This window comes from Microcoleus sp. FACHB-1515, assembly GCF_014696105.1.
GTDB lineage: Bacteria > Cyanobacteriota > Cyanobacteriia > Elainellales > Elainellaceae > JAAUTJ01.
On sequence record NZ_JACJPO010000020.1, the window covers coordinates 120,875 to 145,884 of the forward strand.

Sequence of the window (25,010 nt, forward strand, 5' to 3'; positions counted from 1 at the left end):
CTACGCCTCCACTGGCACTTTCATCGCCTCAGCCAAAACTGCTGCGACTTCCGGACGGGAAAATTCTGGTGGCGGCAGTTCTCCGTTCCGCAGCATTTGCCGAACTTTTGTGCCTGAGAGATGCACCCGCTCCGCAGGCGTACTCGGACTCGTCTTCGTCGTTGCCATGCCCTGCGTCCGCAGACAGTAAAAAGCGTGTTCAAACTTCATCGGCGCGATTCCCAGCGCGGCAGGGTCGAAGCGATCGAAAATATGCTGCGCGTCATACGTGCCGTAGTAGTCACCGACTCCGGCATGATCGCGCCCGACGATAAAGTGCGTACAGCCGTAGTTTTTGCGAATCAAGGCGTGAAAAATCGCTTCTCTGGGACCTGCATAGCGCATTGCGGCAGGATTGATCGCCAAAATCACCCGATCTTGTGGGAAATAATGCTCCAGCATCACCTCATAGCAGCGCATCCGCACATCAGCGGGAATGTCATCTTCTTTCGTCGCGCCGACGAGCGGATGCAAAAACAAACCGTCAACCGTTTCGAGAGCGCACTTTTGAATGTATTCATGAGCGCGGTGAATTGGGTTGCGCGTTTGGAAGCCGACGATCGATTTCCACCCCTTTTCGCGAAACTGGGCACGCGAGGCGATCGGGTCAAGCTGATAGGCGGGAAACAGCGGATGCGGCTCACGCTCCAGCAGCCACACCGCACCCGCCAAATTGATCGCGCCCTGCTGGTAAACCACCTTGACGCCCGGATGCGCGTCGTCTTCCGTCAGATAAACTTTGGCGGCTTCGTTGCGCTTGTCGTAGGAATATTTCTGCATCAGTTCGAGGATGCCGACAGGTCGATTGGCTCGATCGCGCAGCACGATCGAACTGCCTTCCTGCAACGGTTCCGCAGTCGCTTCATCGACGGAAAGCGTCACGGGAATCGACCAGGGCAAGCCGTTCGCCAAGTGCATCGACTCGACGACAGAATCATAATCCGCCTGATTCATAAATCCGGTCAGCGGACTGAACGCGCCGATCGCAATCATCACCAGATCCGACAGCGCCCGCTCATCGAGTACGACGTTGGGCAGCGAATCGGCCTGCTCCAAAAACTGCTGCTTTTGCGCTGGTGTGGCGATGCGGTTAATCAGTTCGCCTCCGTGCGGCGCAATCGCGTCTGAAAATTGACTCAAGATACTTCCTCTTCTGCGTAAGGGTGCGATCGGTTCCGAATTTGGCTCCGAAACCGATTTTATTACAGCGATCGCGCCAATTTTGCCGCTTAAGCTTGGTTGTGCGGTTCGATCACGCCGCCGCCCAGCAGAATTTCGCCGTCGTACCACACTGCCGCCTGTCCGGGCGTGACGCTAAACTGCGGCTCATCGAAGATCACCTTGGCTCGCTCGCCCTCTAGGGGAATTACTGTCGCAGGCACGGCAGGCGATCGATACCTCACCTGAACCTGAGCCGAGATCGGCGCAGTCGGCGGATCGATCGAAACCCAGTTGACGCGCTGCACCGTGCATTCGGACTGATGACCGCTGGAGCGATCGCCCACGATTACCTGATTGCGTCCGGCGTCAATGCCGACGACGTAAAGCGGATTGGCGGCAGCGATGCCCAAGCCTTTGCGCTGACCGATCGTGTAGTGGTGAATGCCGTTGTGCTGTCCCAAGACGCGCCCCGACTCATCCACAATCTCTCCAGGCTTCGGCGTCAAAAACTTGTCGAGAAACTTCTGCATCGAGCCGTGCGCTTCGATCAAGCACAAGTCTTGGCTTTCCGGCTTGCTGGCCGTACTCAAGCCAAATTCTCCGGCCATGCGGCGCGTTTCGGTCTTCGGCTGATTGCCCAGCGGAAACAGCGTGTGCGCCAAAATGTCTTGCGACAGATCGTAGAGGAAGTAGGACTGGTCTTTGCTGCGATCGATCGCCCGCCAAAGCTGATAGCGATTCGTTCCTTCGTCAAACTGAATTCGCGCATAGTGACCTGTGGCGATTTTGTCTGCGCCCAATTCTTTCCGCGCATAGTCCAGCATCGGCCCAAACTTCACCGCTTTGTTGCACTGCGAACAGGGCAGCGGCGTCACGCCCGCACCGTAGCCTTCCACCAGGTAGTCAATGATATTCGCCTGAAACGTCTCGCGGATATCGACGATGTGATGTGCGATGCCCATCTGTTCGCAAAGCTGAGCCGCGTCGATCATGCCTTCCGAGCAGCACTGACCCTTACCCTTCATCAGCCAAAGGGTTAAACCGACGACATCATAGCCCTGCGCTTGCAGGGTTGCGGCTGCAACCGAACTGTCTACGCCACCAGACAGCCCCACGACGACCTGATTCATGGCGTTTTGAGAAATGTTAATTCAGCTTTTAGGCTAGCATTTTGACGAGCAATCCGGCGGCTTTGGCTGGAGCATCCGGCCATCCACCCCAACCAATAAATTCCCGATCGTCTCGCTGGCAACGCTTAGATTTGCGTTTGAACCGCAGCAAGCATCACAGGGTCGTTTTCCCAACCTGCGAGAAAATCCCGAATCAGTGAAATTTCAGTTGCTAAGTCATCCGGGTAGAAGACGCTGCCAAGGCTGTTCTTGCGCGAATCAAATTTAAACGAGGTTGAAGCTTGATAAGCACTGCCATATGGTTTCGGCTCATGATTCTCGATCGCGCCAGCCAATTTCGATTGTAAAAAATTCATGTAGCTTAGGCAATACGTAAAGATGCCTTAAAGTCTTCCGGATATTTACTCAGCCTCATCTAAAAAAAGGATGATGTATTCAGCATCGTTAGCAGGCAAAACTGCGTTCTACTCAGATGCACCTCATAAATCACGGAAATACTTTAGAGAGCCTGGTATGACAAAAACTCCAGATATCACATTTGTTTGCTGTGTAGAATTTGGAGGCCTTGAGCTTCAAACTGTGCGGATGGTGCAGAGCCTACGGCAATACGGCGGGAAGTTCGCTGCGGCTCCAATCATCGCAGTCACACCTCGCTTTGGCCCGCCCCTTTCAAAGGACACGCTTCAGGTCTTTGACGAACTGGGTGTTACTTATTTGCGTCCTCAGATTAAAACAAACTATCCCTGGTTCAAGTTTCTCAACAAGCCATTGGCATTGGTGGCCGCAGAAGAACACATCACCTCTGAAGCGGTCGCTTGGCTTGATAGCGACCTTTTGATTGTGGATGAGCCTGACAAGCTTGAACTGGCCGAATCTGAAGATTTCCTCGGTTTCCCTGTGGAGTGTAAAGAAATGGGAACTAGCGGTTTAGGAGATCCTTACGAACCGCTTTGGCAGGAATTTTGTCGCCTTCTTGATATTAACATTGCAGATTTGCCCTGGGTGATAACGGCAGAAACAAATGAACAGGTTAGGCTCTACTTCAATGGCGGCATTTTTGTTTACCGTCGCTCAACTCGCTTCGCAGAAACCTACCTCAATATCTGTTTGCAACTGCTAGATTCTCGCCTGGGTACGAACGCAGAAGGCTACAACGTTGGGTTAAAAGAAATGAGTTCGATCGGCTTTGCCGTCATCAAAATGAAACTGAGATGGCGATCGCTTCCCTACTCACATGATTATGTAATGCTCAGCGCTACCCATAATCAGTGGTACAAAGAAGAGCTGCTGCGGGAAGCAAAAATCATTCACTATCACGATTCGATGTGGCCTGCATTTTGGCCAACTTTTCTAGAGTGTCTTTACAAGACTCATCTTGAAGTTGCTCAGTGGCTTGAGCAATTGGGACCGATAAGTGTTCGATCTTCCATACAGTGGAGGATTGTGAGTAAGCTGCTAAAATCCATCAGAACTCGATCTGAGCAAGCCTACAATCGCAGTTGCCTATCAAAGTAGAAACCGTTGGTGAGGTGTGGCTCGCTTGATAAGCATTCGCCGTTTCTTCTACAGATAAAAGCAGATTAAGGCGATCGCCCAAATCACGAGGCAACAAGTTCCACCAAAAGCTGACTGCTCGCGCTCAGTCCCACAGGCGAAATTAGCAGGAGGTAGGCCGCAAGCAGCAGCCCTCCAAATCCGCTCCACAGCCACTTGCGCTAGAGCGATCGAATCAGCTAGGGCAGCGCGATCGCCACCATCACCACCGGAACAACTTTGGAGGGCGAAATCAGCCAGCGCAGGACGCGCCAAGTCATCGCTCCCCAATTCGCAACAGCCTCGGCACACATGCGGGGGTCAATCATAAGCCTTCCACAACAAGCCAAAACTGCTGATTCGATTACAGCAAATTTCGATCGCAGCGTCCAAGGCTCAGCTTCAAACTCAATGCACTTCTACAGCCGTCGGCTCAATCAGCGTTTCGTCCACTGCAATTGTTTCAGGCGTATTTTCTTCTGCCGAAGCGTGATGCCAATGAATGCCAATGAACACATCGTAGAGAAAGCGCCAAAAATTCTTGCCTTCCAGCAGACCCAACGTCTGCGGCGAACCTTTTTGATCAAGCAGCGGCTTCATCACGCCATACGCCCGCTCATATCTATACCAGGGAATTGACGGCCACAGGTGATGGATCAGGTGATAGTTTTGACCCATAATCAGCCAGTTCAAAATCCGATTTGGGTAAACCCTGGCATTTGTCCAGCGATCGCGTGAAAAGTGCGGACGATGAGGCAAATAGTCGAAAAACAAGCCGAGCGTCACGCCGACGATCGCGGAAGGAATACCCCAGAAATTCAGCAGATAGCCCAAGAAGCCGTTTTGAATGCCGACCCAAAAAATGCCGACGACGATCGCCCGCGCAATGAACCACTCCAGCAGTTCCCACTTGCGCCACAGCCTGCGCTTGAAAAAGAAAACTTCGTGATAGAGAAACCGAGCGGCAATCAGCAGCAGCGGCCCTCCGGTCGAAACGTAATGATCCGGGTCGTCTTTCGGATGGTTGACGTTGGCGTGATGCTGCAAATGCACTCGCGTAAAGACAGGAAACGAAAACGCTAGCAGCAAAGCGCTTCCGTGACCCATGATCGCGTTGACGATGCGGTTGCGGTGGGCGACATTGTGACAGGCATCGTGAATCACCGTGCCGGACAAATGCAGCGCCAGCACGTTGAGCGTGAAGCAGCACCAATCAACCCAGTGCCAGCACCAGTAGCCGACGTTTGAGACGATCGCGATCGCCACCGAGACGAGAAAAATGAGCAGCGTGGGATTAAAAGCAACGGGTGCGCCCAACAGTTCCTTAGGCACGGTCAAAGGCCGAACAGCCGCCGACATCGAACAAGCTCCTTTTGTTATCGGACGAATCTTAAAAAAATGGCTTTGCAACGTAAGTATAAGCGACAATTGCGCTGGAGATGAAGTTTTGTGACGGCGATCGCTTAGCCCGCCTCAACCTCCAGCTTCTCCAGACGCAAGGCTTGCTGAAGTTCCGCCAGTTCGTCACGATGTCCGGTCACGGTAACGATGCTGGGCGCATTTTCGGGCGTTTCGACTTGCAGCAGCACTTGTTCGGGGCGGCTCGATCGCGTCCAGTAAAACCAGCCCGCCAAAGGCGAAAGCAAGGCCAGGGCGGGAAGTGCGTTGCCCAAACTTGGCAGCAGCGTCGCCAGAATCAGCGCCAAACACAAAATTCCAGCCGCTGCTAACGCTGTCAAAAACACAGCGAGAAATACGCTGGGTCTGACGAAACCTTCGTAGGTGACAAGGTTGCGATCGGCCTCGACCTTCGCGATTTTGTAGGCGCGATCGCTGAAATAGGCTTGAAGCTGTTCAAGCAATTCGATCTGCGGCTGATTGCTGGTCAATCGAGCAACCTGAATGCGATCTTTGGTTGAAGCGCGAATGAAAAACACAAGGCCGATCAGCATCAACAGCGTCAGCAGCAAAGTCGAAGTTAAAACTGGCATAGGGCTTGAAATCAGCAAAGGCAGTCTATTTCTACTCTACGGCAGGCGATCGCTTCTCGCCGTTGCATAGTTGATCCTTGACTCGATCTCCTTTTTGCGGCTGTGCTATAGTGAGCATAGGCGTAAGGCAGTTTCAGGCTACGGCGCTGAAGATTTGTACACGCATGTCGTTTAGTAAGAAAAGAGGTGATGCCGATGCAAGAAAGTAGTAAATGCAAGGGTCGTCAAGTTAGCGAGAGCCGGCTGTGTGCCGGGGCTGTCCGCTAGCATTGATGTCCTGACGCTTGAGAGGCATCGCCCTTTCAAGAAGCTGGGATGCGCTAGCGTTCCTCCCGGCAGTCTGGTGTTAGCTTGAAGACCCGCTAGACCGCTCCTGTCTCTCTTCTGACAGGAGCGGATAGCTTTTTAAAGGGGCATTTTTTGGCAGTGGCGATCGTGATATGCTGCCTTCCAACCACAGCCCCCAGTCAAAATTATGCCGTTGCTCAGCGATCGCGACATTCAAGAACGCCTCGCCAATTTGCCCAACTGGACGCTTTCTGGTCGCCAGATTGAACTCAGCCGCCGCTTTCGCGATTTTGTCGAAGCGATCGCCTTTGTCAACAAACTGGTGGAACCTGCCGAAGCCGCAGGCCATCATCCCGACATCACCATTTCTTACAACAAGGTTTCGATCGCCCTGACCACGCACGATGCAGGCGGCTTGACCGAAAAAGATTTTGACCTCGCAAAAGCGATTTCTGCCATTTCCTAAATTCGGGTGGCGATCGAACAAAATCAGCATTGCCTGTGCAAAACCTCCTCCGTATCATGAGCGCATGGTATAGAGGACGGTTTATGCAGGCTTCGTCGCGGTTTCTTCAATTCGTCAGGCTTTCGCTGCTAGGAGTTTGGTTCATCACGGTTCCGGCTTTCGCAAATGAACCAGAACAGTTTGAGCCAGAAGCAGCAGAAATCTCAGAATCAGAATCGATCGCAACTCAGTCGATTGAACTCAATCCAACGCCTGACTCTGCCCTAGCGCAAATTCCATCCGTCTCGCAATTGCTTGAGGATGGGGCGATCGCATTACCGTTGAATCAACCGCCTAGCCCCGTTCTCGCGCAAGCAACGTCAGTTTCACAGCTATCGGACGTGCAGCCGACGGATTGGACGTATCAAGCATTGCAAGCTTTGATTGAGAATTACGGCTGCATCGCGGGCTATCCCAATGGCACGTTTCGCGGTCAGCAGGCAATCACTCGATTTGAGTTTGCAGCAGGGTTGAATGCTTGTCTCGATCGCATCAATGAACGACTTCCTTACATAGACATGACCAGAGAAGATGTAGCCGCCTTAGAGCGGTTTATTACTGAACCTGTTATACCAATTCGGGGTCGCATCGATGCTCTCGAAGCGCGATCGACTGAACTGGAAGCAAACCAGTTTTCAACTACAACTCGGCTCGTTGGTGAAACGGTTTTTGGCGTGGCCGATCTATTTGGCGGCGAGACGGGCGAAGACAACACGATGATTTTTGGCAGTCGAATTCGCCTGCGGTTTGAAACGAGTTTTACAGGGGACGATCAGCTTGTCGCTCGCTTGCAGTGGGGAAATTTCAATCCGTTTGACTTGACGGCAACCAATCAGGGCAACGGCACAACCCGTGAACCCCGTTTGAGCTTCGACACCGACACGAATGGCAACGTGGAGATTGATATCTTGCAATATCGGTGGGCGATCGACGATTCGATTACGGCCTATCTGATTGCCAACGGTGCGGATGCTGAATTCGATTTCACCGACACGATCAGCCCGTTTGACTCGTCTGGAACCGGAGCAATTTCGCGCTTTGGTCGCCGCAATCCTGCCGTCTACCGCACACCCGGAAACGCCGGACTCGGCTTGAACTTAGAATTGACGGACGCGATTCGCCTCGATCTCGCCTACATTGCCGCTGATGCCGACATGCCCGACGCCGGAACAGGCTTATTCAACGGCGAATATTCAGCGTTCGCCCAGTTGACCCTGAGGCCGATCGACCGCCTCCGCCTCGGTTTAACCTACGTCAACGCCTACTATCAAGGCGCGATGGCTTCGCCGCCTCCGGGCGACTCTGGCACAGGCAGCGCTCTCGCCAGTCTTGATTTGGGTTTGCCGATCCTCACGAATGCTTACGGCGCTCAGATTAATTTTGAGGTGAGCGATCGACTGGAAATTGGCGGCTGGGCAGGCTACACCTTTGCACGAGTGATCAACACGGGCGATGCCGAGATTTTTAATTTTGCCGCACACCTCGGATTTCCCGATCTGGGCGGAAGGGGCAATTTGGGCGGCTTGATTGTCGGAATGCAGCCGCGCCTGCAAACTGCTAGCTTCAACCTCGCCGCACTTCTGGGCGCAGACTCCGACGCGGATACAGGGTTGCACCTCGAAGCCTTCTACCGCCTTCAGCTTACGGACAACGTTGCCATTACTCCTGGAATCGTCTGGCTGACTGCTCCCAACCACGACGAAGCCAATGACGACCTCGTTTTGGGCACGATTCGCACAACCTTCTCCTTCTAGTCAACCCGAACAATTCGGACACTCAAAGCAGGCCAAAACGCAGATGATCCAAAAACCTCGCAGAACTTTGTAAGCGAAACTTAAAATTTCTGCTAATCTCTAGGAGGTGATGAACAATCTCAGATTTGCAGTGCTATAAATACTTATAGGTTGCAAGTCCCTTAGATTAGGTGTGAGGATCTAAATAATGCTACCTAAGATCATTTGGAATTCGCTGCTGATTGCGCCTGCCGCATTGAGCGCAGCTCTCTTGGTTTCTCCTTCGGCGATCGCTGCCGATGCTCAAGTTGCAGACATGGTTGAAGCTTCGGTGGCTGATCTGTCTGTTGAGACGACGGAAGTTCAAACCGATGCGGTTGCGGAAGCAATCCAAGCAACTCCGGCTGAAGTAGCCGCTCTGTCGCTTGATGCTCCTGCTGCAACGGATGCTACTTCTACCGATGCAACTGCTGCGATCGAAGTTCCCGCTGCTGTAACCGCAGCCCCCGCTGAAATCGCTCAGGTTCCCGCTGCTCCGATGGCTGCGCCTGCAACTACTGCGCCTGAAGTCTCGATCGACCAGATCATGCAGTACGGCAACGAAGGCGCTGCCACGCAGGATCAAGTCACCTCAATTTCGCAACTGTCGGACGTGCAGCCCACTGACTGGGCGTTCCAAGCGCTGCAATCGCTGGTTGAGCGCTATGGCTGTATCGCGGGTTATCCCGATGGAACCTATCGTGGTCAGCGTGCCACGACTCGTTTTGAGTTCGCCGCTGGTTTGAACGCCTGTCTCGATCGCGTCAACGAACTGATCCAAGCAGGTCTTCAAGATGTCGTGACTCAAGAAGACTTGGCCGCCCTCCAGCGTCTGCAAGAAGAATTTGCCGCAGAACTGGCAACTTTGCGCGGTCGTGTCGATGCGCTCGAAGCTCGCACGGCTGAACTCGAAGCCAACCAGTTCTCGACCACAACCGTTCTGCGTGGTCGCACGATCTTCTCGCTGAACGACATCTTTGGTGGTGAAGATCTCTTTAACGAAGATGACACCAACACCGTTTTCCAAAGCCGCGTTCGTTTGAACTTTGACACCAGCTTCACAGGTGAAGACCGCCTCCGCGCTCGCTTGCAGTGGGGCAACTTCAACGGCTTTGCTCAGCGGGCTGATGCGGGCGCGAACCCAGTCATTAACGACGCGCTGTTTGCTTCGCAAACCTCGTTGTCCTATGGTACTGACACCGATGGCAACGTCCGTTTGTCGCGCTTGGAATACTACTTCCCGGTTGGCGATGCAACGACGATTTACATTGAAGCTTTGGGCGCTAGCATCAGCGACATTGTTTCCTCGATTAGCTCGTTTGACGATCCAGAACAAGGTTCGATCTCGTACTTCGGCTACAACCCGATCTATGACATCGCTCCCGGTCGCGGTATTGGTGCAGGTGCAACCTTCGACTTCTCGGACAACCTTCAGTTGGGCTTCGGCTACTTGACAGGTGCAGGTGATGAGCCTAGCGAAGATTTGGACGGCGATACATCTGGCGGTTTGTTCAGCGGCGACTATGCCGCCTTCGGTCAGTTGACCTTTGGTTTGGGTGACAGCCCGCTGACGGCGGCGTTGACCTATGTGAACTCTTACCGCGACAACTTGATTCTCAATGCATACGGTGTATCGGCACAGTTTGCCATCAACGATGCTTTCTTCGTCGGCGGTTGGGCAAGCTACTACGATGTGGATGAGCTAGATGGTGCTGGTGATGCCACGTTCTGGACATACGCCGGAACCTTGGGTGTTGCTGATCTCGGTGTTGAAGGTAGCTTGCTCGGCTTGATTGTCGGTGTGCCGCCTCGTCAAACCTTCCTGGAAGTGCAGGGCGATCGCGTCACCGCTGGTACAGAAGACGCAGCACTCCATGCTGAACTCTTCTACCGTCTGCCGCTGACCGACAACATCACGATCACGCCTGGTATTATCTGGCTGCAAGATCCGGGCAACAACAACGACAACGATGATCTTGTGATCGGTGCGCTGCGGACGAGCTTCAGCTTCTAAGCAGTTGGTTCCCAAATCTAACGGTTAACATCGTTGAGATAACAGCTTCTACTTCCGGGTAGGGGCTGTTATTTTTTGTTAAACTTGCATACCCCAGTGGAGAAGTGGGGTATGGGATATAATGAAGAAAGACCTTTTTTACCAGATTCAGTGGAACTTTCCTGTAAAAGCGAATACGCGCTGCTAGCCCTGCTAGAGCTAACCGCCCACTATGGCAGCGGCGAGCCGCTACAAATTCGTCAAATTGCTGCTGAGCAGAACATCCCCGATCGCTACCTTGAACAGCTTCTTGCCACCTTGCGGCGATCGGGAATCGTCCGCAGTCAGCGCGGCGCACGCGGCGGCTATTTGCTGGCAAGAGAGCCTTGGAAAATTTCAATCCTTGAAGTAGTCATCTGCATAGAGGGACTCGAATCTCAAACAACTGAATCAAACCTTGGCACAAAATCGATCGGCGGCACGGTGATTCGAGACATTTGGCAGGAAGCTGGACAAGCCGCTGATGCCGTTCTGCAAAAGTACACGCTGCAAGACCTCGCCGAGAAGCGTGATGCTCGCCGCCAACTCGACATCATGTACTACATCTAAAATCTCTTCATCTTCTGCAACTATGCGTATTGCCCAAAATATTACTCAACTGATTGGCCGGACGCCGCTCGTCGAACTCAATCGCATTCCACAAGCGGAAGGCTGCGTTGCGCGAATTGTCGTCAAGCTCGAAGGCATGAATCCCTCTGCCTCGGTAAAAGACCGGATCGGCATCAGCATGATCGAATCTGCCGAACGTGACGGCCTGATCCATCCAGGTAAAACGATTTTGGTCGAGCCGACTTCCGGCAACACCGGAATCGCCCTGGCGATGGCCGCAGCGGCCAAAGGCTACCGCTTAATCTTGACTATGCCAGAAACGATGAGTTCCGAGCGGCGATCGATGCTGCGAGCCTACGGTGCAGAACTCGTCCTCACTCCCGGCATCGAAGGTATGGGCGGCTGCATCCAGCGGGCGCAGCAAATCGTCAACACCACGCCAGACGCCTACATGCTTCAGCAGTTCAAAAATCCGGCCAATCCTGAAATTCACCGCACAACAACGGCGGAAGAAATTTGGGAAGATACCGACGGGCAAGTCGATATGATGGTGGCGGGCATTGGCACGGGCGGCACGATTACCGGAGTCGCAGAAGTAATCAAGGCACGCAAGCCAAGCTTTAAGACGATCGCCGTCGAACCTGCCAACAGTCCGATTCTCTCTGGCGGTCGCCCTGGCCCCCACAAGATTCAAGGCATTGGTGCGGGTTTTGTGCCGCCTGTTTTGCGTGTCGATCTGATCGATGAGGTGATCACGGTCAGCGACGACGAAGCGATCGCCTACGGTCGCAGACTCGCTCGCGAAGAAGGCTTGCTCTCTGGCATTTCCAGCGGAGCCGCTTTGTGTGCTGCCGTTCGCGTTGCCAAACGACCAGAAAACGCAGGCAAGCTCATCGTGATGATTCAGCCGAGCTTTGGTGAGCGCTATCTCAGCACGCCGCTGTTCCAAGACCCGGAACTAGTCGCCTCAAATCTGAATTAGGTCGGATTTACCGCGCTTGGCTGGACAGTAAAATGGAGAAATGTCAGACTCCAATCACTACAACACACTCGACATTAACTCGACTGCCAGCCAAGCCGAGATCAAAGACGCTTACCGACGCCTCGCCAAGCAGTATCACCCTGACAGCAATCACGCGGTTGCCAACCACGATCGCATCGCCCAGGTAAACGCCGCCTACGAAGTGCTGGGCGATCCGCAGCAGCGACAGGCATACGATCGCCAGCTTAGAGGCCTTCCGAGTGCAAGGCGATCGAAATCTTCGGCAGGCGCAGCGCGATCGAATCAAGCGCAACGCCCGAACGGACGCGAAGCTGACGAACTGCTGTACGAATGGCTCCAGCGCGTCTACAATCCCGTGAATCGACTGCTTCAGCAGGTGATCAAGCCGCTCCAGTCTGAGATTGATAACCTCGCTGCCGATCCGTTTGACGACGATTTGATTGCAGATTTTCAGGCATATCTGGAAGACTGCCGCGATATTGTCGTGCGGGCGCAAGCAATGTTTCGATCGCTTCCCAATCCCGCCAGCGTTGCTTCTGTCGCCGCCAATCTGTACTACTGTATTAATCAGGTGAGCGACGGCATTGACGAGCTAGAGCGCTTTACGACCAGCTACGACGACCACTATTTGCACACGGGACAAGAGCTATTTCGGATCGCCAACGGTCTGCGCCGTGAAGCACAAACAGCGATGAAGCGCGTGGCGTGAGGTGAGCGATCGATGGCAATTTCCAAAAAATATCGCCGCAAAATTGTTGTAAACGATCGATGCTTTTTTTGGTTCGTCACAGAGAATTGGTCATACATAGAAGCAGGATGGCGCTTTGTTCTGTCGATTATTTCTGAAGATAAGCACTTCAACGTTTCATATGGTCTTGGTCAGCTTGAAGCCTATCGTTACCTAGTCAGCATGGGTAGCGAGTTCCCATTGAAGAACGGTGGAACTAGAAAAGGATATCAGCGAGTGCGATGTCCTCAGTGGGAAAAAGACGGCGCGGTTACGCCTGCGATCGTGCGACAAATCATCGAGTGGTCTTCCACCTACGACCCGAACGCCATCAAAGTAGATTGGAAAGGCAGACCCAGCACTTCCGGATTTTTGTGTCAAAACCTCTCTGATGAAGAATTAAGCGAAATGTACGATCGCCGCTAATTCTGTGGCAGCGCGAGGCTAAATTGTCGCGATCGGGTTTCCACCTTCGATCGCCCCGCCCATTCCTGAATTTCTACGCGACAATAGAAAGACCTGCGGTGAAGTGCCGCCGGATTTTTGTTGCGGAGATTTCCGCGTGAGAACTGCCTTATGCTGCCGATTGTTGCTGTCATTGGTCGCCCCAACGTGGGCAAATCGACTCTGGTGAATCGTTTGGCCGGAGTCAACGATGCGATCGTCCACGATGAACCGGGCGTCACTCGCGATCGCACATATAAAGAAGCCTTCTGGCGCGATCGCGAATTTTTCGTGGTTGATACGGGCGGCTTAGTGTTTGATGACGACACGGAATTTTTGCCGCTGATTCGCGAGCAGGCAATGGCAGCATTGGCGGAAGCAAGTGCGGCTGTGTTTGTCGTGGATGGCAAGGCCGGACTGTCGGCGGCAGACGAAACGATCGCGACCTGGCTGCGCCAGCAAAAAGTTCCGGTTCTGCTCGCCGTCAACAAGTGCGAATCAGCAGAGCAAGGTTTGGCACAGGCCGCAGAATTTTGGAGTTTGGGACTGGGTGAACCGCATCCGGTGTCGGGCATTCACGGAAACGGCACGGGCGATTTGCTCGATAAACTGATGCAGTATCTGCCGGAAACCGACCAGATCGAAGAAGTTGAAGAAATTAAGGTGGCGATCGTGGGTCGCCCCAACGTCGGCAAATCCAGCTTGCTCAATGCCTTTGTAGGCGAAAACCGCTCGATCGTCAGTCCGATTTCCGGCACAACGAGAGACGCGATCGATATGGTCGTCGAGCGCAACAATCAGCGCTACCGCCTGATCGACACAGCGGGCATCCGCAAGAAAAAGCAGGTCGAGTATGGTCCTGAATTTTTCGGGATCAATCGCGCCTTCAAAGCGATTCGGCGTGCCGATGTCGTGCTGCTGGTGATCGATGCGATCGATGGCGTGACGGAGCAAGACCAAAAATTAGCTGGGCGGATTGCCGAAGATGGCCGCGCCTGCGTGGTTGTCGTGAACAAGTGGGACGCGATCGAAAAAGATTCCCACACGATCTACGAATACGAAAGCCACTTGAAAGAACGACTGCACTTTACCGACTGGGCAGAAACTATTTTTGTCAGCGCTCAAACAGGTCAGCGCGTCGAAAAAATCCTCGAACTGGTTAACACCGCTGCCGAACAGCACAAGCGCCGCGTTTCGACCTCGGTGATCAACGAAGTGCTGGAAGAAGCGACTCGCTGGCATTCGCCGCCTGCCACACGCCAAGGTCGGCAGGGCAAGATTTACTACGGAACGCAAGTGAGCAGCCGTCCGCCTGCGATCGCTCTATTCGTCAACGATCCCAAGCTGTTTAACGACAACTATCGCCGCTACATCGACGGTCAAGTCCGCAAAAGCCTTGGTTTCCAGGGAACGCCCGTCCGCCTGATGTGGCGCGGTAAGAAAATGCGCGAACTCGAACGCGAAAATCCGAATCGCGCGACTCGCGTTAAGGTTTAGCGATCGCTGCCCACCCCTGATCCCGTTCGGCTGAGCTTGCGTCAAAGCCCAACACCCAACTGTTAAGCTAGTGCCAATCTGTACCAGGCAACGCTGATGGATTTGCTGCGATCGCTGCCGATCGGCCTTTACCTCGAACAACCTGTCACATGGCTGCATCGGATTGATCCGCGTGTGAAGCTGGCTTGGCTGTTAGGCTTTTTACTCACGCCGATCGCTGCTAGCTCACTTTGGCGGCTTGCCCTTGTGGGCGTGTTGCTGCTGCTGACGCTGATTGCTCAGATTCCCTGGCGCGTATTTCGACGACAGGTCGGGCTGGTGCTGGCGTTTGGCCTGCTGCTGTTTGTCGTGACGCTGTTTGCGCCAGATGGCGTGAATGTCGATTCACAGCCGCGTCTGCCTGCAAACGAACTAGCGATTTTGCAAACGCCGCCAGATGTGGACGCCGCGCCGCTGATTTTGCCGCAGCCGACCAGCTATCGGTACATCTTGTTTGAGCAAAGTTTCGCCAAGGTGACACGGCGATCGCTGGAACTGGCGATTCGCATTTCGACCTTAATGTTCACCTTGATTTACAGCACAAATCTGTATCTGCTCACAACCGCACCCGAAGAAATCACAGCCGGACTCGATAGCCTCATGCGTCCCCTGCGGTGGCTGAAAGTGCCTGTGACAGAGATTGTTTTAACTTTGACTTTGGCACTGCGGTTTATTCCGCTGGTGCTGGAGGAAGTGCAAAACCTGGTGCGATCGATTCGCACTCGCGCCATCAACTGGAAAAAATTGGGAATGCGCGGCGCGTCTCAAGTTTGGGCAACTGTCGCCGAACGACTGTTGGAGAATTTGCTATTGCGGGCAGAGCAAACGGCAACGGCGATGCAGGTGCGCGGCTTCACAGGTTCCGATCGCCATCACGTCCGCTGGCATCAGTTTCGCCTTAGTTGGGCGGATGGCTTGGTGCTGCTTGCGCTAGCTGGATTTTGGACGGCTCGGTGGATTTGGGGTGGAGCCGTTACGCTAATTGGCTTTTAGGGGCGATCGCATTCACTTTGCCAAGTTCTGTCCATCCACCGTTTGGATGATTAAACTGGAGAAAGCCCACAATTTTGTAGCAGAATGACACAGTTTCACATAAAGTAATGAGGAAAGCAGTCTAAGCGGTATCAGGAGGCACAAGCTCACTTCTAGCTTGTGCATCTACCAAAAGGTTAGACTTGCAGTTCTTTCAACTTCATCTGCATCGATCGTTGATCTCCCTGTTGATTTCCTTCCCCTCCTTTGAACATGCCTAAGTCAGCTACAAGCTCAGCGGCTCCGACTCGAACGGCAACCGAAACCTATTTGAACCATCCCACCTTTGGTTTACTGTTTCGTGTCTGCCTCGTTGAAGAAAATCGCGAACTGTTTTCGACGCTGTACGCGCAGCGCTTGTTCTTTCAAGTCTTCAGCAGTGCCGAGGGCGTGCAGTTTGAGCCAATCAGCCGCGCTGAAGCTCGCGTCTTGGTGGAAGGCCGCTTGCGCCATCTGCGTCGTCTGGGTCAGCAGGCCGAATATGACCAACTGATGCGAACGCACAAGCAAACCTTTCAGTAGGCCAGCTCGCTCAATTGCAACGCTGTAATCCGCTTCAACTGCTGTTGCGATCGATTCTGCCTGCGCTCAAATTCTTGAAAAATTTAATGCGTCGATCGCGCTGGTGCAAAGCTTTTGCTCTACACTTTTTTCTTGCGCCTATTTTGGTAAAGGTTTGGCGATGACTGCTTTTGATTCGATGGGTGCGGCTGACGCAATCGAAATCACCGATCGCATCGGAGAGATTCGCGCCAAAATTCCAGACTCGGTGCGGCTGATCGCCGTGACCAAGCAGGTATCGATCGCGGCAATGCGAGTGGCATATGCGGCTGGCATTCGTGATTTTGGCGAAAGCAAGGTGCAAGAAGCCGCCACCAAACAAGCCGCGCTGCAAGATCTCACTGATGTTACCTGGCATTTGATTGGGCACTTGCAGACGAACAAGGCTGCTAAAGCAATCGAGCAGTTCGACTGGATACAGTCAGTTGACAGCTTAAAGCTGGCTCAACGGCTAAACGCCCTATCTGACTCGCAGGCAAAACGACCCTCGGTTTGCTTGCAGGTCAAAATGCTACCTGACCCCAATAAGTATGGGTTTGCGATCGACCAATTGTTAAAAAATTTGGAATTTCTCGATCGCTGTACGCATTTGCACATTGCTGGTTTAATGGTAATTCCGCCTTATCAACTGGCACCCGAACAAACGCGAAGCGTGTTTGTTCAAACGCGAGAACTGGCAGAAAAAATTCGGCAGCAGCCCTGGACAAATCTTCACATTGAGGAACTGTCGATGGGCATGTCGGACGATTATTTGCTTGCAGTTGAAGCTGGGGCAACGATGATTCGGCTTGGACGAATTTTGTTCGGCGATCGCCAATAATCTTCATTCGAGAAAAAGTTTGAAAAAGGCTTGACGAGTTCCGATAACCGACCTATTATTTCCTCGATGAATCCGCAGAGACTTAACGAAAACCTGCACTAAATCTTAAATTGAGTGAATCTTAAAAGCTTAAGAAAGATTTAGGGTTGGTTGCACGCGAGTTCTGCGATTCAACTGAAGTAGTCGCCTGATCTTTGGGCGAACAGCCCTCCAAAAAGGAGCATTTCCAATTTCCCTTGTCTGCCGACAGTTCGACTTTTTCCTTGAAATCGTCATCGGGTATCTAACCGGGAAATTCGATGTATACTGTTCACTCATCTTGGTGGCTGCCTAGATTAAACAGGGTGTCTACAAGTCAACTCTCAAGCTTAAAGATTCATCCGTATGAGCTTCAGCAAATTGTTGGAATAAAAACAGCAAAAGTTCAGACTTGTCGATCGAAATTCACCCCAAAGGTGTCACTTTAAACAGCAGAGACTAGCTTCGCAAATAAACCTTCGTTGTGATGGAGCGTGAACAGTGAGCATTTTCACCAAACTGCGCGATTTTGTTGGACTGAATGACCCGGTTGAGTACGAATACGAATATGACGAAATGGACGGGGAGGAATATCAGAATCTCTATCAAGAAGAGAATTCTGCGCCCGCTCAGCCCGCGCTTGAAGAAGAACCGCGCCGCCGTCGGTTGCGCGATCGATCGATGATGACAGAACCAGCAGTGGGAACAACCATGAACAACGTAATCGGAATGCCCGGAGCGGTCAACGGAATGTCAGAAGTGGTTGTGCTTGAGCCACAAACGTTTGAAGAAATGCCGCAGGCGATTCGTGCTCTGCGTGAGCGCAAATCGGTCGTGCTGAACTTGACGATTATGGATCCCGATCAGGCACAGCGAGCCGTTGATTTCGTCGCAGGCGGAACCTATGCGATCGACGGTCATCAAGAGCGGATTGGCGAAAGCATTTTCCTGTTCACCCCCAACTGCGTCCAGGTCAGCACCGGACAGCCGATGATGGGTCAAGACCCGATGCAGCAGCCGCAAATGCGAACCGCTCGTCCTGCCGCTCCTGCTCCGGCTTGGAACGAGCAGCAAGCGCGGATGGCGTAATGTTCGGTTGAAGATGAAGAGGCGATCGCTGAGTCTAGGGCGATCGCCTTTGTTGTGTGAGCGCAAACACGATGCAAACATTGGGCATGATTGGCGGCGGCGTGATGGGCGAAGCCCTGCTCTCGCGCTTGGTTGAACGAGGCATCTTGCAGCCAGAAGCCATCTGGGTGAGCGATCCCCAAGCGACACGGCGCGATTTGCTTTCTCAGCAGTATGGCGTGCAGGTGACGGCAGATAATGCTGAAGTTGCCGCCCGCGCCGATGTCTTGCTGCTGGCCATTAAGCCGCAGATGTTTGGTGCAGTGACAGCGGCCTTGCCGCCTGTTCAAGGCAGCGTCATTTCGATTTTGGCGGGAATCTCGATCGCCCAGCTTGAAGCCGCCTTTCCCAATCGTCCCGTGATCCGAGCGATGCCCAATACGCCCGCAACAATCGGCGCAGGCATGACGGCGATCGCCCCGGGAAAACACACCCAGCCTCAAGACCTCGCTGAGGCCAAACAGATTTTTGCCGCCGTTGGGGAAGTCGTGGAAGTGCCAGAAACCTGGATGGATGCCGTCACGGGGCTGTCGGGATCGGGTCCCGGCTATGTTGCCGTTTTGATTGAAGCCTTAAGCGACGGCGGCGTTGCAGTAGGCTTGCCTCGTGCGGTTGCGCTTCAGCTAGCCCTCCAGACGGTGCGCGGCACGGCAGAACTGCTGCAAACAACCGGAATGCATCCGGCAGAACTGAAAGACCGCGTGACCAGTCCGGGCGGCACGACGATCGCGGGGATCGCTCAGCTTGAAGCCAGTGGATTTCGATCGATCCTGATCGAAGCAGTGCGGGCGGCGGCAAATCGATCGAAAGAATTGGGCAGCTAAACTAAACAGCGGCAACGCATTTTTTGAGTTCACTCTAAAGTGAATAATTTCTCTTGCATTCGATGCACAGGAGTAGCTAGAACGCCGTTCTCATGGTTCATAATTCATCTCTTTGGTTGGCAATCCCCGCACAATTTCCCGTGCAGGTAAACCCGCTAAACTCGCAAGCTGCCGGAGCGCTTTGCCGCTCACGTTGTATTCATTTGACCCGAAGCAAACGCCGACTCTGGCATACAGCCGCGAAGCTCGACCCGTCATTGCAGATCCGCGCATAAAATCCCAGCCCAAACGGGTGATTTCGGCAGCAATTTCACACAGCAAAGCAGCGGCTAATCCTCGACCTCGATATGCCGGAGCAACATAAAAATCGATGAACGACGCACCGTGAACGCAGTGATGCAAATCGTAGCTGGGCATCCAAGCAGCAAATCCGACGAGGCGATCGCAATTGCGATCGACACTGTAAATCACGGTCATCCGAAAGCAGCCGCTTGAATAATCGCGCTTGAAAATTTCAACAGAACACGGCCATGCCGCCATATTTAAGTTTTGCCGAACATAATCACTCATCAGTTGCGCGACGATTTCAAGCTCATCGATCGTTGCGGTAGATATTTTGTAAGGCATACCAAAATCGTGCTTTGAAGTCTTGTCTTTAAAGCATTCATTGGCTTCTCGGAGAATTATGCTTTAGCTAGAATTTTTTAAGACTTGGCGCGGAGTTGAAATGCTTTTGCTCGAAAAAGCGATCGCTCCCCTATTGAAAAATTGAGCGATAGAATAGAGAGCATGGCGAGCGGAACTGACAAGCGTTTCAGGGTGGTTTATCGTTCGCAGTAAGAAAATTGCTCCGCCGCTGTGTTCTCCACTTTCTTTTGAACAGCGATGGATATTTCTCATCTGGCCGTACAGCTTGTGTTGGCGATCGCGTGTGCAGGCGTGGCAAACCTACTGATCCCGCGACGGATTGCAGGTGGAATCGCTGGACTTATGGTGATTGGATTTTTGGGCGTAGCGCTTGGTGAATGGAGCTTTGCGCTGATTGCCCGTGAATTTGGCCTGACGCATCCAATTTTGCTTTGGCATGTTCAGGGCGTTGAAATTGTTCCGGCCATCATCGGCTCGACGATCGTGCTGTATCTATTCAGCACCATTTTTTCCTACCGAAAGCGGCGCTAAGCGCTACGATTCCGATCGCTGACCGAGGCGTGGTTCTGTTCCTTCCAAAAGCCGCCCAATGTTGGCACGATGACGCACGACGACATAAAGGCCGCCTGCGATCGTAATTAGCAGCATCGGCAGGGGGGCGTGGAGCATGAGGGCGACAATCGTGGAGGCGATCGCAGCGGTGATCGAGCTAATTGAAACAATTCGCGTGATTGCCAGCACAACGCCAAACACAGCTAGCGTCAACAGGCCAACCTGCCAAGACAAAGCCAGCAGCACGCCTAATCCAGTCGCGACCGATTTGCCGCCTGCAAAGTTGAGCCAAACGGATTTGCTGTGACCGAGGATAGCGGCGAGTCCCCCTGTTGCCATTGCCCAAGGAATCAGCGCACTCGCGTCGAGATCGGCGGGTGTAGTTGAGATGACAGCGGGCAGACTGTACAGCCAGCGAGCCAGCAATACGGCAGCAACACCTTTGAGGGCATCCAAAATCAGCACGGCCAAGGCAGGCCATTTGCCCAAAGTGCGTAAAACGTTCGTGGCTCCGATCGATTTAGAGCCGTGATCGCGAATATCAATGCCTTTCAGCAATCGGCCTGCTAAATATCCGGTTGGAAATGAACCGAACAGATAGGCTGCGAGTAGAGCTAAACCGCTCCAGACGTACCACATGGCGAATTCCTCAATGCTATTTTTGAGTATTGCACCTTAGATCACAGGTGTTGCATTGGGATCGCCTGCGATCGCCAGCCACAGCGGAAATTGCAGCAGCGACAGGCTGATTTGATCTTCGGCTTCATCGATGATGATCAAAGGCAGTTGGCCGCGCTTAACCAGGCGATCGGCTCGCTGCGCCAGCGGTTCGGGCGCTTCAAACAGCACAATGCCTTGCTCCGAGCCAAAGTCGTTGCGCGTAATTCCCAAGCAGTCTTGCAGTCCACGCCGCCATTCACCCAAGCGCTCTGGAGAATTGGCAAGCACCAGCGTTCGCACTCGTTCACCATAGAGCTTCCGCAAAATCGAGATGGCAGCAGAAACAACCAAGATGTTTTGCAGGCGCGATCCCATCGTGCGGACTGCACCTCGTCCACCCTGCGAGAAAAACCAGTTGGCAACGCGCTCGGCGTGAACGGGTTCAAAGGTGCGGCGCAGTTGCCAAGGTGGGCCGTAGTAGTCGGGTGAGTTGCGATACTGATCGAGCAGTTTGCGAATTTGGCGCGTTTGCTCTTGAAACGTCGATTCGGCAAAGCGCGGCATCGCATCGGAGTCACGGGGATTGCGGTCGCGCTCGCGGTCTCGATCGCGCAGATCGCGGTCTCGATCGCGGCCTTCTCGATCGCGGGGTTCTCTTGACTCGCGGGCAGGTGGAGCGGCAAGCTGCATTTGTTCGGCTGCTGTTGCCAAATCTTGCAGACTGCCAACCAGATAGTCTTTGAAGCCCTGCACGCGAATCGCCAGTTCCTGCGATGATCCGGCAAAGGTCGATCGCATCTCGGCGCGGATACGGTCTTGGCGGCGTTCAAGCTGCTCGATCGATAGCTGTAGAGCTTGTTTGCGCTGCTCTAGTTCGTTCAAGCCTTCTTTCATCATGCGCGTCAACACGCGCTGAGATTCGGCCATTTGCTCGCGCAGCATGGTCGTGTAGCTCGCTTGCAAGGTGGCGATTTCCTGCTGGAGGGCTTGCTCTTGCTGCCGCAGTTGCGCGACGCGATCGGCAAGATCTGTAACTTCTGAATCAAAAACTTCTGCATCAAACTCTGCCGCATCGGAATCGGGCGGATCGACTTCTGGCAGCGTTAATTCGGGCAGCGGCGTTTCGGCGGCGTGCGTGTCGTCTGAATGGTCTGAATCGATCGCCTCCGGCTCTGCATCCTCTGCGCCATCGGCAAAATACAGCGGTGTCTCGTCGTTGAAGTCGAATTCGTTGGTATCTTCGCTGGTGTCCGAATTGGTATCCGACTCAGTGCCGTTCGATCGCGGCAGCGTCAACTCCGGCAGCGACACCAGCGGCAATGCGTCGGCAGAATCATCGGTTTCGGCAGGTGCGCCGTCCGGCTGAGGCGATCGATCGGTGGGTGGCTGCGGAAATTCGTCGGAATACATGGGCACAAATCATCAATCTCTTGACCAGTCTACTCTGCGGCGGGCGGATCGAGCGGAATGCGCTGGCGCAGACAGGCTTCGAGCGACTTGGGATCAAACAAAATCGGCAGAAAATGAATGCTTTTGATTTCTTTGAAGTAGAACAAAATTGGCACAGGCGGCCAGAAAACCCGCCAGTTTTGCCACTCCTGGTAGGGAAAACGGCGAATTAGCGTTTCCCCTCGAAAAATATCGAGCGCGGTTTCGGTGAAGCGCAGGCGCAAAGTCGCGGCTTGAAACAAAAGAAACAAGCCGAACAACGCGATCGCACCGCTCACCCAAGGCCGAACCAGAAATAGCGGCACAGCGATCAGCACAAGGGCGATCGGAAGAGCGTAGCTCGGCTGTAGCTCGATCTCGGTAGAAGATGGAGAAGCGGTTGTCACAATAATCTATTTCCAATTCGCCAGTTTCATTTTAAGGCGGAATGATTGGCCTGCCCTAAAACGTGGCGCTGCTGGCCCCGCGAAACATCGCCCAAGATAGAAAAAAATTGCTGATGAAAATGGTGAGGATCGCCGTAACGACGGCTGCGGTTGTAGACTGGCCGACGCCTTTTGCCCCGCCCGTTGTGGTTAAGCCCCAGCTACAGCCGATCACGGCAATAAAGCTTCCAAAAATTGACCCTTTGATCATGGCGTTGATCAAGTCCCAAGGGTCAAGAAAATTGCGAGCCGAATCGAGAATGATGTTTGGGTGGATGTCGTAGAGGGTGGAGGCGATGAATGTTCCGCCTGTCATGCCGATCAGAAATGACAAAATTGTGAGCAGTGGCAGCATCAGGCAGCAGCCGAGCAAGCGCGGGATTACGAGATAGTCGATCGGGTCGGCTTTGAGCATTTGCAGCGCGTCAATTTGCTCGGTGACGCGCATTGTGCCGATTTCGGCGGCAAAGGCCGAGCCGACTCGTCCAGCGAGAACAACGGCAGTCAGGACGGGAGCAAGTTCGCGAGATAGCGCGATCGCCAAAACGCCGCCAATTGCACGAGTCGCCCCAAAGTTAATGAATTCTCTGGCAACTTGAATGGTGAACACCATGCCAACAAATAAGGCTGTCGTCAGAGCGATCGGAAGCGAGTCTGGCCCGACGATCGCCATTTGTTCGATGGTGTTGCGGCGATGGATGCGTCCGCGCAGCAGATGAACAACAACTTGACCGCCAAGCAAGATGGCGGCGATTAATCGCTGCGTCCAAAGTCCCAGTCCGGGTTTGACTGTTTGGCTCACGGGTTGCCCTGCTTGCTTTTATGTCATTCGTTAAATCGCTTTAAGTTTAGTCGATCGATCGTCTCATCTGCTGGAACGTGGTTGAGCAGTTTGGCGAGATTAGCTTCTCAGAATCTTTCAGCTTTATTTAAGATTTCTCACAGCCGATTGGCGCATCTTCAACTTGAGCTTATGTTGGAAACAAGTGAAGTTTATCACCTTGATTCGATCGCCTATGCAAGCGCGTATGAGCCTGTTGCCCAATTTGTTGCAGTCGATTTTTCTTGCAGCGCTGTTTGGTTTTCTGCTTCCGGTTTTGGTACTGGGCGGATTGTGGGGAGCGCTGGAGCTAGTGGATTGGCTTTCGGACTGGGCGATCGTGCATCAGATTGGGGGGGAGATGGCGCAGTTTTTGAGTGTGTTTGGTAGTGGTCATGCGGTGCGCGGGCTGATTGTGATTGGATTAGCCTGTAGTGCAGTTGGGGTGTTGTTAGATAGCTACACGCTGTATCGGCAAAGTTTGCGCGGATAGCTGGCTTTTTGAAGATTGATTGCTTCTTGGTTAAATCAGTTTTGGGAAGATATCGATCGCCCTTAAGATTCCTTGCGATTTCCGAGCCAGTGGAGTGTTGGGGTTGCCCCTCCTCCACACCTCCAACCCCAGCAGGGAGATTGCATTTCCCTTTGCTACGCAAGGGCTTACTTGCAAGGTCGATGTGGCGCTTCGCATTGGCTGTGCCGTCCGCGTCCCTCGTTTCCGAACCATTGCCTTTTGCCGACACCTGACACCCGGCACCCGATCGCATCGCAGGAGAATCGCTATAAGATCAAGGGTCTACACAGCAAACGAGCAGGGCGATGAAACATACGATTTCGGTGTTGGTGGAAGATGAAGCGGGGGTGTTGACGCGGATTGCGGGATTGTTTGCGCGGCGCGGCTTCAATATTGAAAGCTTGGCGGTGGGACCTGCGGAACAGATGGGAATCTCGCGAATCACAATGGTGGTTCCGGGAGACGATCGCATCATTGAACAGCTTACGAAGCAGCTTTATAAGTTAATCAATGTTCTCAAGGTGCAAGACATTACGGAAGTGCCGTGCGTTGAGCGGGAACTGATGCTGCTGAAGGTGAATGCGACGAGTTCTAATCGATCGGAAATTTTGGAACTGGTGCAGATTTTTCGGGCGCGAGTCGTGGATGTGGCGGAGGATTCGCTGACGGTGGAAGTAGTCGGCGATCCCGGCAAGATGGTGGCGATCGTGCAAGTCCTCAGTCGCTTTGGTCTGCGTGAAATTGCCCGCACTGGAAAGATTGCCCTGACTCGTGAATCCGGTGTGAATACTGAATACCTCAAGTCGCTGGAAGCAAAAGTGGTGTAGC

Annotated in this window: 28 protein-coding genes and 1 pseudogene; 17 read left to right on the top strand and 12 right to left on the bottom strand. The window is 53.3% G+C overall.

Going from position 1 to position 25,010, the window contains the following annotated elements:
• The 3 genes from sat to H6F67_RS06145 form a co-directional block, all read right to left on the bottom strand.
• Positions 1 to 1,179 carry a sulfate adenylyltransferase gene (sat, locus tag H6F67_RS06135; RefSeq protein WP_190764379.1) on the bottom strand — a complete coding sequence of 393 codons (1,179 nt, stop codon included), beginning with the start codon at positions 1,177 to 1,179 and terminating at the stop codon, positions 1 to 3.
• Between the two features lie 89 nt (positions 1,180 to 1,268).
• Positions 1,269 to 2,330, bottom strand: coding sequence for a tRNA 2-thiouridine(34) synthase MnmA (gene mnmA / locus H6F67_RS06140; RefSeq protein WP_190764381.1), 1,062 nt, complete (start codon positions 2,328 to 2,330; stop codon positions 1,269 to 1,271).
• 125 nt (positions 2,331 to 2,455) lie between these two features.
• The gene (locus tag H6F67_RS06145) at positions 2,456 to 2,686 is read right to left on the bottom strand and encodes a hypothetical protein (RefSeq protein ID WP_190764383.1); all 231 of its coding nucleotides are present in this window, start codon (positions 2,684 to 2,686) and stop codon (positions 2,456 to 2,458) included.
• Positions 2,687 to 2,843: 157 nt separating this feature from the next.
• On the opposite strand from H6F67_RS06145, the gene H6F67_RS06150 reads away from it, so the two are divergent.
• On the top strand, positions 2,844 to 3,845 hold the full coding sequence (locus tag H6F67_RS06150; RefSeq protein WP_199304261.1) for a hypothetical protein: 1,002 nt from the start codon (positions 2,844 to 2,846) through the stop codon (positions 3,843 to 3,845).
• 218 nt (positions 3,846 to 4,063) lie between these two features.
• On the opposite strand, the gene H6F67_RS28050 is transcribed toward H6F67_RS06150, so the two are convergent.
• The 3 genes from H6F67_RS28050 to H6F67_RS06160 all read right to left on the bottom strand — a co-directional run bounded on the left by H6F67_RS28050 (position 4,064) and on the right by H6F67_RS06160 (position 5,854).
• The gene (locus H6F67_RS28050) at positions 4,064 to 4,192 is read right to left on the bottom strand and encodes a hypothetical protein (RefSeq protein ID WP_277874560.1); all 129 of its coding nucleotides are present in this window, start codon (positions 4,190 to 4,192) and stop codon (positions 4,064 to 4,066) included.
• Between the two features lie 79 nt (positions 4,193 to 4,271).
• Positions 4,272 to 5,222, bottom strand: a complete 951-nt coding sequence (gene crtR / locus H6F67_RS06155) for a beta-carotene hydroxylase (protein WP_190764385.1) — start codon at positions 5,220 to 5,222, stop codon at positions 4,272 to 4,274.
• A 104-nt stretch (positions 5,223 to 5,326) separates the two neighbouring features.
• On the bottom strand, positions 5,327 to 5,854 hold the full coding sequence (locus tag H6F67_RS06160; RefSeq protein ID WP_190764387.1) for a cofactor assembly of complex C subunit B: 528 nt from the start codon (positions 5,852 to 5,854) through the stop codon (positions 5,327 to 5,329).
• Positions 5,855 to 6,329: 475 nt separating this feature from the next.
• Between H6F67_RS06160 and H6F67_RS06165 the strand changes: the two genes are divergently transcribed.
• The 13 genes from H6F67_RS06165 to proC all read left to right on the top strand — a co-directional run bounded on the left by H6F67_RS06165 (position 6,330) and on the right by proC (position 19,114).
• A complete protein-coding gene (locus tag H6F67_RS06165) occupies positions 6,330 to 6,608 on the top strand; it encodes a 4a-hydroxytetrahydrobiopterin dehydratase (protein WP_199304262.1) in 279 nt (92 codons plus the stop codon).
• An 83-nt stretch (positions 6,609 to 6,691) separates the two neighbouring features.
• Positions 6,692 to 8,401, top strand: coding sequence for an iron uptake porin (locus H6F67_RS06170; RefSeq protein ID WP_190764390.1), 1,710 nt, complete (start codon positions 6,692 to 6,694; stop codon positions 8,399 to 8,401).
• A 187-nt stretch (positions 8,402 to 8,588) separates the two neighbouring features.
• The gene (locus H6F67_RS06175; RefSeq protein ID WP_190764392.1) at positions 8,589 to 10,433 is read left to right on the top strand and encodes an iron uptake porin; all 1,845 of its coding nucleotides are present in this window, start codon (positions 8,589 to 8,591) and stop codon (positions 10,431 to 10,433) included.
• A gap of 150 nt (positions 10,434 to 10,583) precedes the next feature.
• Positions 10,584 to 11,021 carry an Rrf2 family transcriptional regulator gene (locus tag H6F67_RS06180; RefSeq protein ID WP_190764394.1) on the top strand — a complete coding sequence of 146 codons (438 nt, stop codon included), beginning with the start codon at positions 10,584 to 10,586 and terminating at the stop codon, positions 11,019 to 11,021.
• Positions 11,022 to 11,043: 22 nt separating this feature from the next.
• The gene (gene cysK / locus H6F67_RS06185) at positions 11,044 to 12,003 is read left to right on the top strand and encodes a cysteine synthase A (protein ID WP_190764395.1); all 960 of its coding nucleotides are present in this window, start codon (positions 11,044 to 11,046) and stop codon (positions 12,001 to 12,003) included.
• 40 nt (positions 12,004 to 12,043) lie between these two features.
• On the top strand, positions 12,044 to 12,733 hold the full coding sequence (locus H6F67_RS06190; RefSeq protein ID WP_190764397.1) for a J domain-containing protein: 690 nt from the start codon (positions 12,044 to 12,046) through the stop codon (positions 12,731 to 12,733).
• Between the two features lie 12 nt (positions 12,734 to 12,745).
• Positions 12,746 to 13,177, top strand: a complete 432-nt coding sequence (locus H6F67_RS06195; protein WP_190764399.1) for a hypothetical protein — start codon at positions 12,746 to 12,748, stop codon at positions 13,175 to 13,177.
• A gap of 150 nt (positions 13,178 to 13,327) precedes the next feature.
• Complete coding sequence (gene der / locus H6F67_RS06200; protein ID WP_190764402.1) at positions 13,328 to 14,692, top strand: ribosome biogenesis GTPase Der; 1,365 nt, start codon at positions 13,328 to 13,330, stop codon at positions 14,690 to 14,692.
• A 96-nt stretch (positions 14,693 to 14,788) separates the two neighbouring features.
• Complete coding sequence (locus tag H6F67_RS06205) at positions 14,789 to 15,724, top strand: energy-coupling factor transporter transmembrane protein EcfT (protein ID WP_190764404.1); 936 nt, start codon at positions 14,789 to 14,791, stop codon at positions 15,722 to 15,724.
• A 252-nt stretch (positions 15,725 to 15,976) separates the two neighbouring features.
• Entirely contained in the window at positions 15,977 to 16,285 is a 309-nt protein-coding gene (gene pipX / locus H6F67_RS06210; RefSeq protein ID WP_190764406.1) for a transcriptional coactivator PipX, read from the top strand.
• A 160-nt stretch (positions 16,286 to 16,445) separates the two neighbouring features.
• Complete coding sequence (locus H6F67_RS06215) at positions 16,446 to 17,144, top strand: YggS family pyridoxal phosphate-dependent enzyme (protein WP_242020526.1); 699 nt, start codon at positions 16,446 to 16,448, stop codon at positions 17,142 to 17,144.
• A gap of 519 nt (positions 17,145 to 17,663) precedes the next feature.
• Positions 17,664 to 18,251: a cell division protein SepF gene (locus H6F67_RS06220; protein ID WP_313926768.1), complete on the top strand. Its 588-nt coding sequence runs from the start codon at positions 17,664 to 17,666 to the stop codon at positions 18,249 to 18,251.
• A 71-nt stretch (positions 18,252 to 18,322) separates the two neighbouring features.
• The gene (proC, locus tag H6F67_RS06225) at positions 18,323 to 19,114 is read left to right on the top strand and encodes a pyrroline-5-carboxylate reductase (protein ID WP_190764408.1); all 792 of its coding nucleotides are present in this window, start codon (positions 18,323 to 18,325) and stop codon (positions 19,112 to 19,114) included.
• A 90-nt stretch (positions 19,115 to 19,204) separates the two neighbouring features.
• Here the strand turns inward: proC and H6F67_RS06230 are convergent, their stop codons facing one another.
• A complete protein-coding gene (locus H6F67_RS06230; protein ID WP_190764410.1) occupies positions 19,205 to 19,741 on the bottom strand; it encodes a GNAT family N-acetyltransferase in 537 nt (178 codons plus the stop codon).
• A 258-nt stretch (positions 19,742 to 19,999) separates the two neighbouring features.
• Between H6F67_RS06230 and H6F67_RS06235 the strand changes: the two genes are divergently transcribed.
• Positions 20,000 to 20,293, top strand: a complete 294-nt coding sequence (locus H6F67_RS06235) for a hypothetical protein (RefSeq protein ID WP_190764412.1) — start codon at positions 20,000 to 20,002, stop codon at positions 20,291 to 20,293.
• Here H6F67_RS06235 and H6F67_RS28465 read toward each other — a convergent pair.
• The 5 genes and pseudogenes from H6F67_RS28465 to H6F67_RS06255 all read right to left on the bottom strand — a co-directional run bounded on the left by H6F67_RS28465 (position 20,290) and on the right by H6F67_RS06255 (position 23,650).
• A complete protein-coding gene (locus H6F67_RS28465; RefSeq protein ID WP_396797718.1) occupies positions 20,290 to 20,352 on the bottom strand; it encodes a hypothetical protein in 63 nt (20 codons plus the stop codon). The genes H6F67_RS06235 and H6F67_RS28465 overlap by 4 nt on opposite strands.
• Positions 20,324 to 20,953: pseudogene (plsY, locus tag H6F67_RS06240) on the bottom strand (glycerol-3-phosphate 1-O-acyltransferase PlsY); the annotation flags it as partial. The pseudogene plsY and the gene H6F67_RS28465, both read right to left, overlap by 29 nt.
• A 36-nt stretch (positions 20,954 to 20,989) precedes the next feature.
• Positions 20,990 to 22,384 carry a DUF3086 domain-containing protein gene (locus H6F67_RS06245; RefSeq protein WP_190764417.1) on the bottom strand — a complete coding sequence of 465 codons (1,395 nt, stop codon included), beginning with the start codon at positions 22,382 to 22,384 and terminating at the stop codon, positions 20,990 to 20,992.
• A 29-nt stretch (positions 22,385 to 22,413) separates the two neighbouring features.
• A complete protein-coding gene (locus tag H6F67_RS06250; RefSeq protein WP_396797659.1) occupies positions 22,414 to 22,809 on the bottom strand; it encodes a DUF3119 family protein in 396 nt (131 codons plus the stop codon).
• 55 nt (positions 22,810 to 22,864) lie between these two features.
• On the bottom strand, positions 22,865 to 23,650 hold the full coding sequence (locus H6F67_RS06255; RefSeq protein WP_190764418.1) for an MlaE family lipid ABC transporter permease subunit: 786 nt from the start codon (positions 23,648 to 23,650) through the stop codon (positions 22,865 to 22,867).
• Between the two features lie 226 nt (positions 23,651 to 23,876).
• On the opposite strand from H6F67_RS06255, the gene H6F67_RS06260 reads away from it, so the two are divergent.
• Entirely contained in the window at positions 23,877 to 24,161 is a 285-nt protein-coding gene (locus H6F67_RS06260) for a hypothetical protein (protein ID WP_206753891.1), read from the top strand.
• Positions 24,162 to 24,487: 326 nt separating this feature from the next.
• Complete coding sequence (gene ilvN / locus H6F67_RS06265; RefSeq protein WP_190764422.1) at positions 24,488 to 25,009, top strand: acetolactate synthase small subunit; 522 nt, start codon at positions 24,488 to 24,490, stop codon at positions 25,007 to 25,009.
• Position 25,010 lies beyond the last annotated feature (1 nt).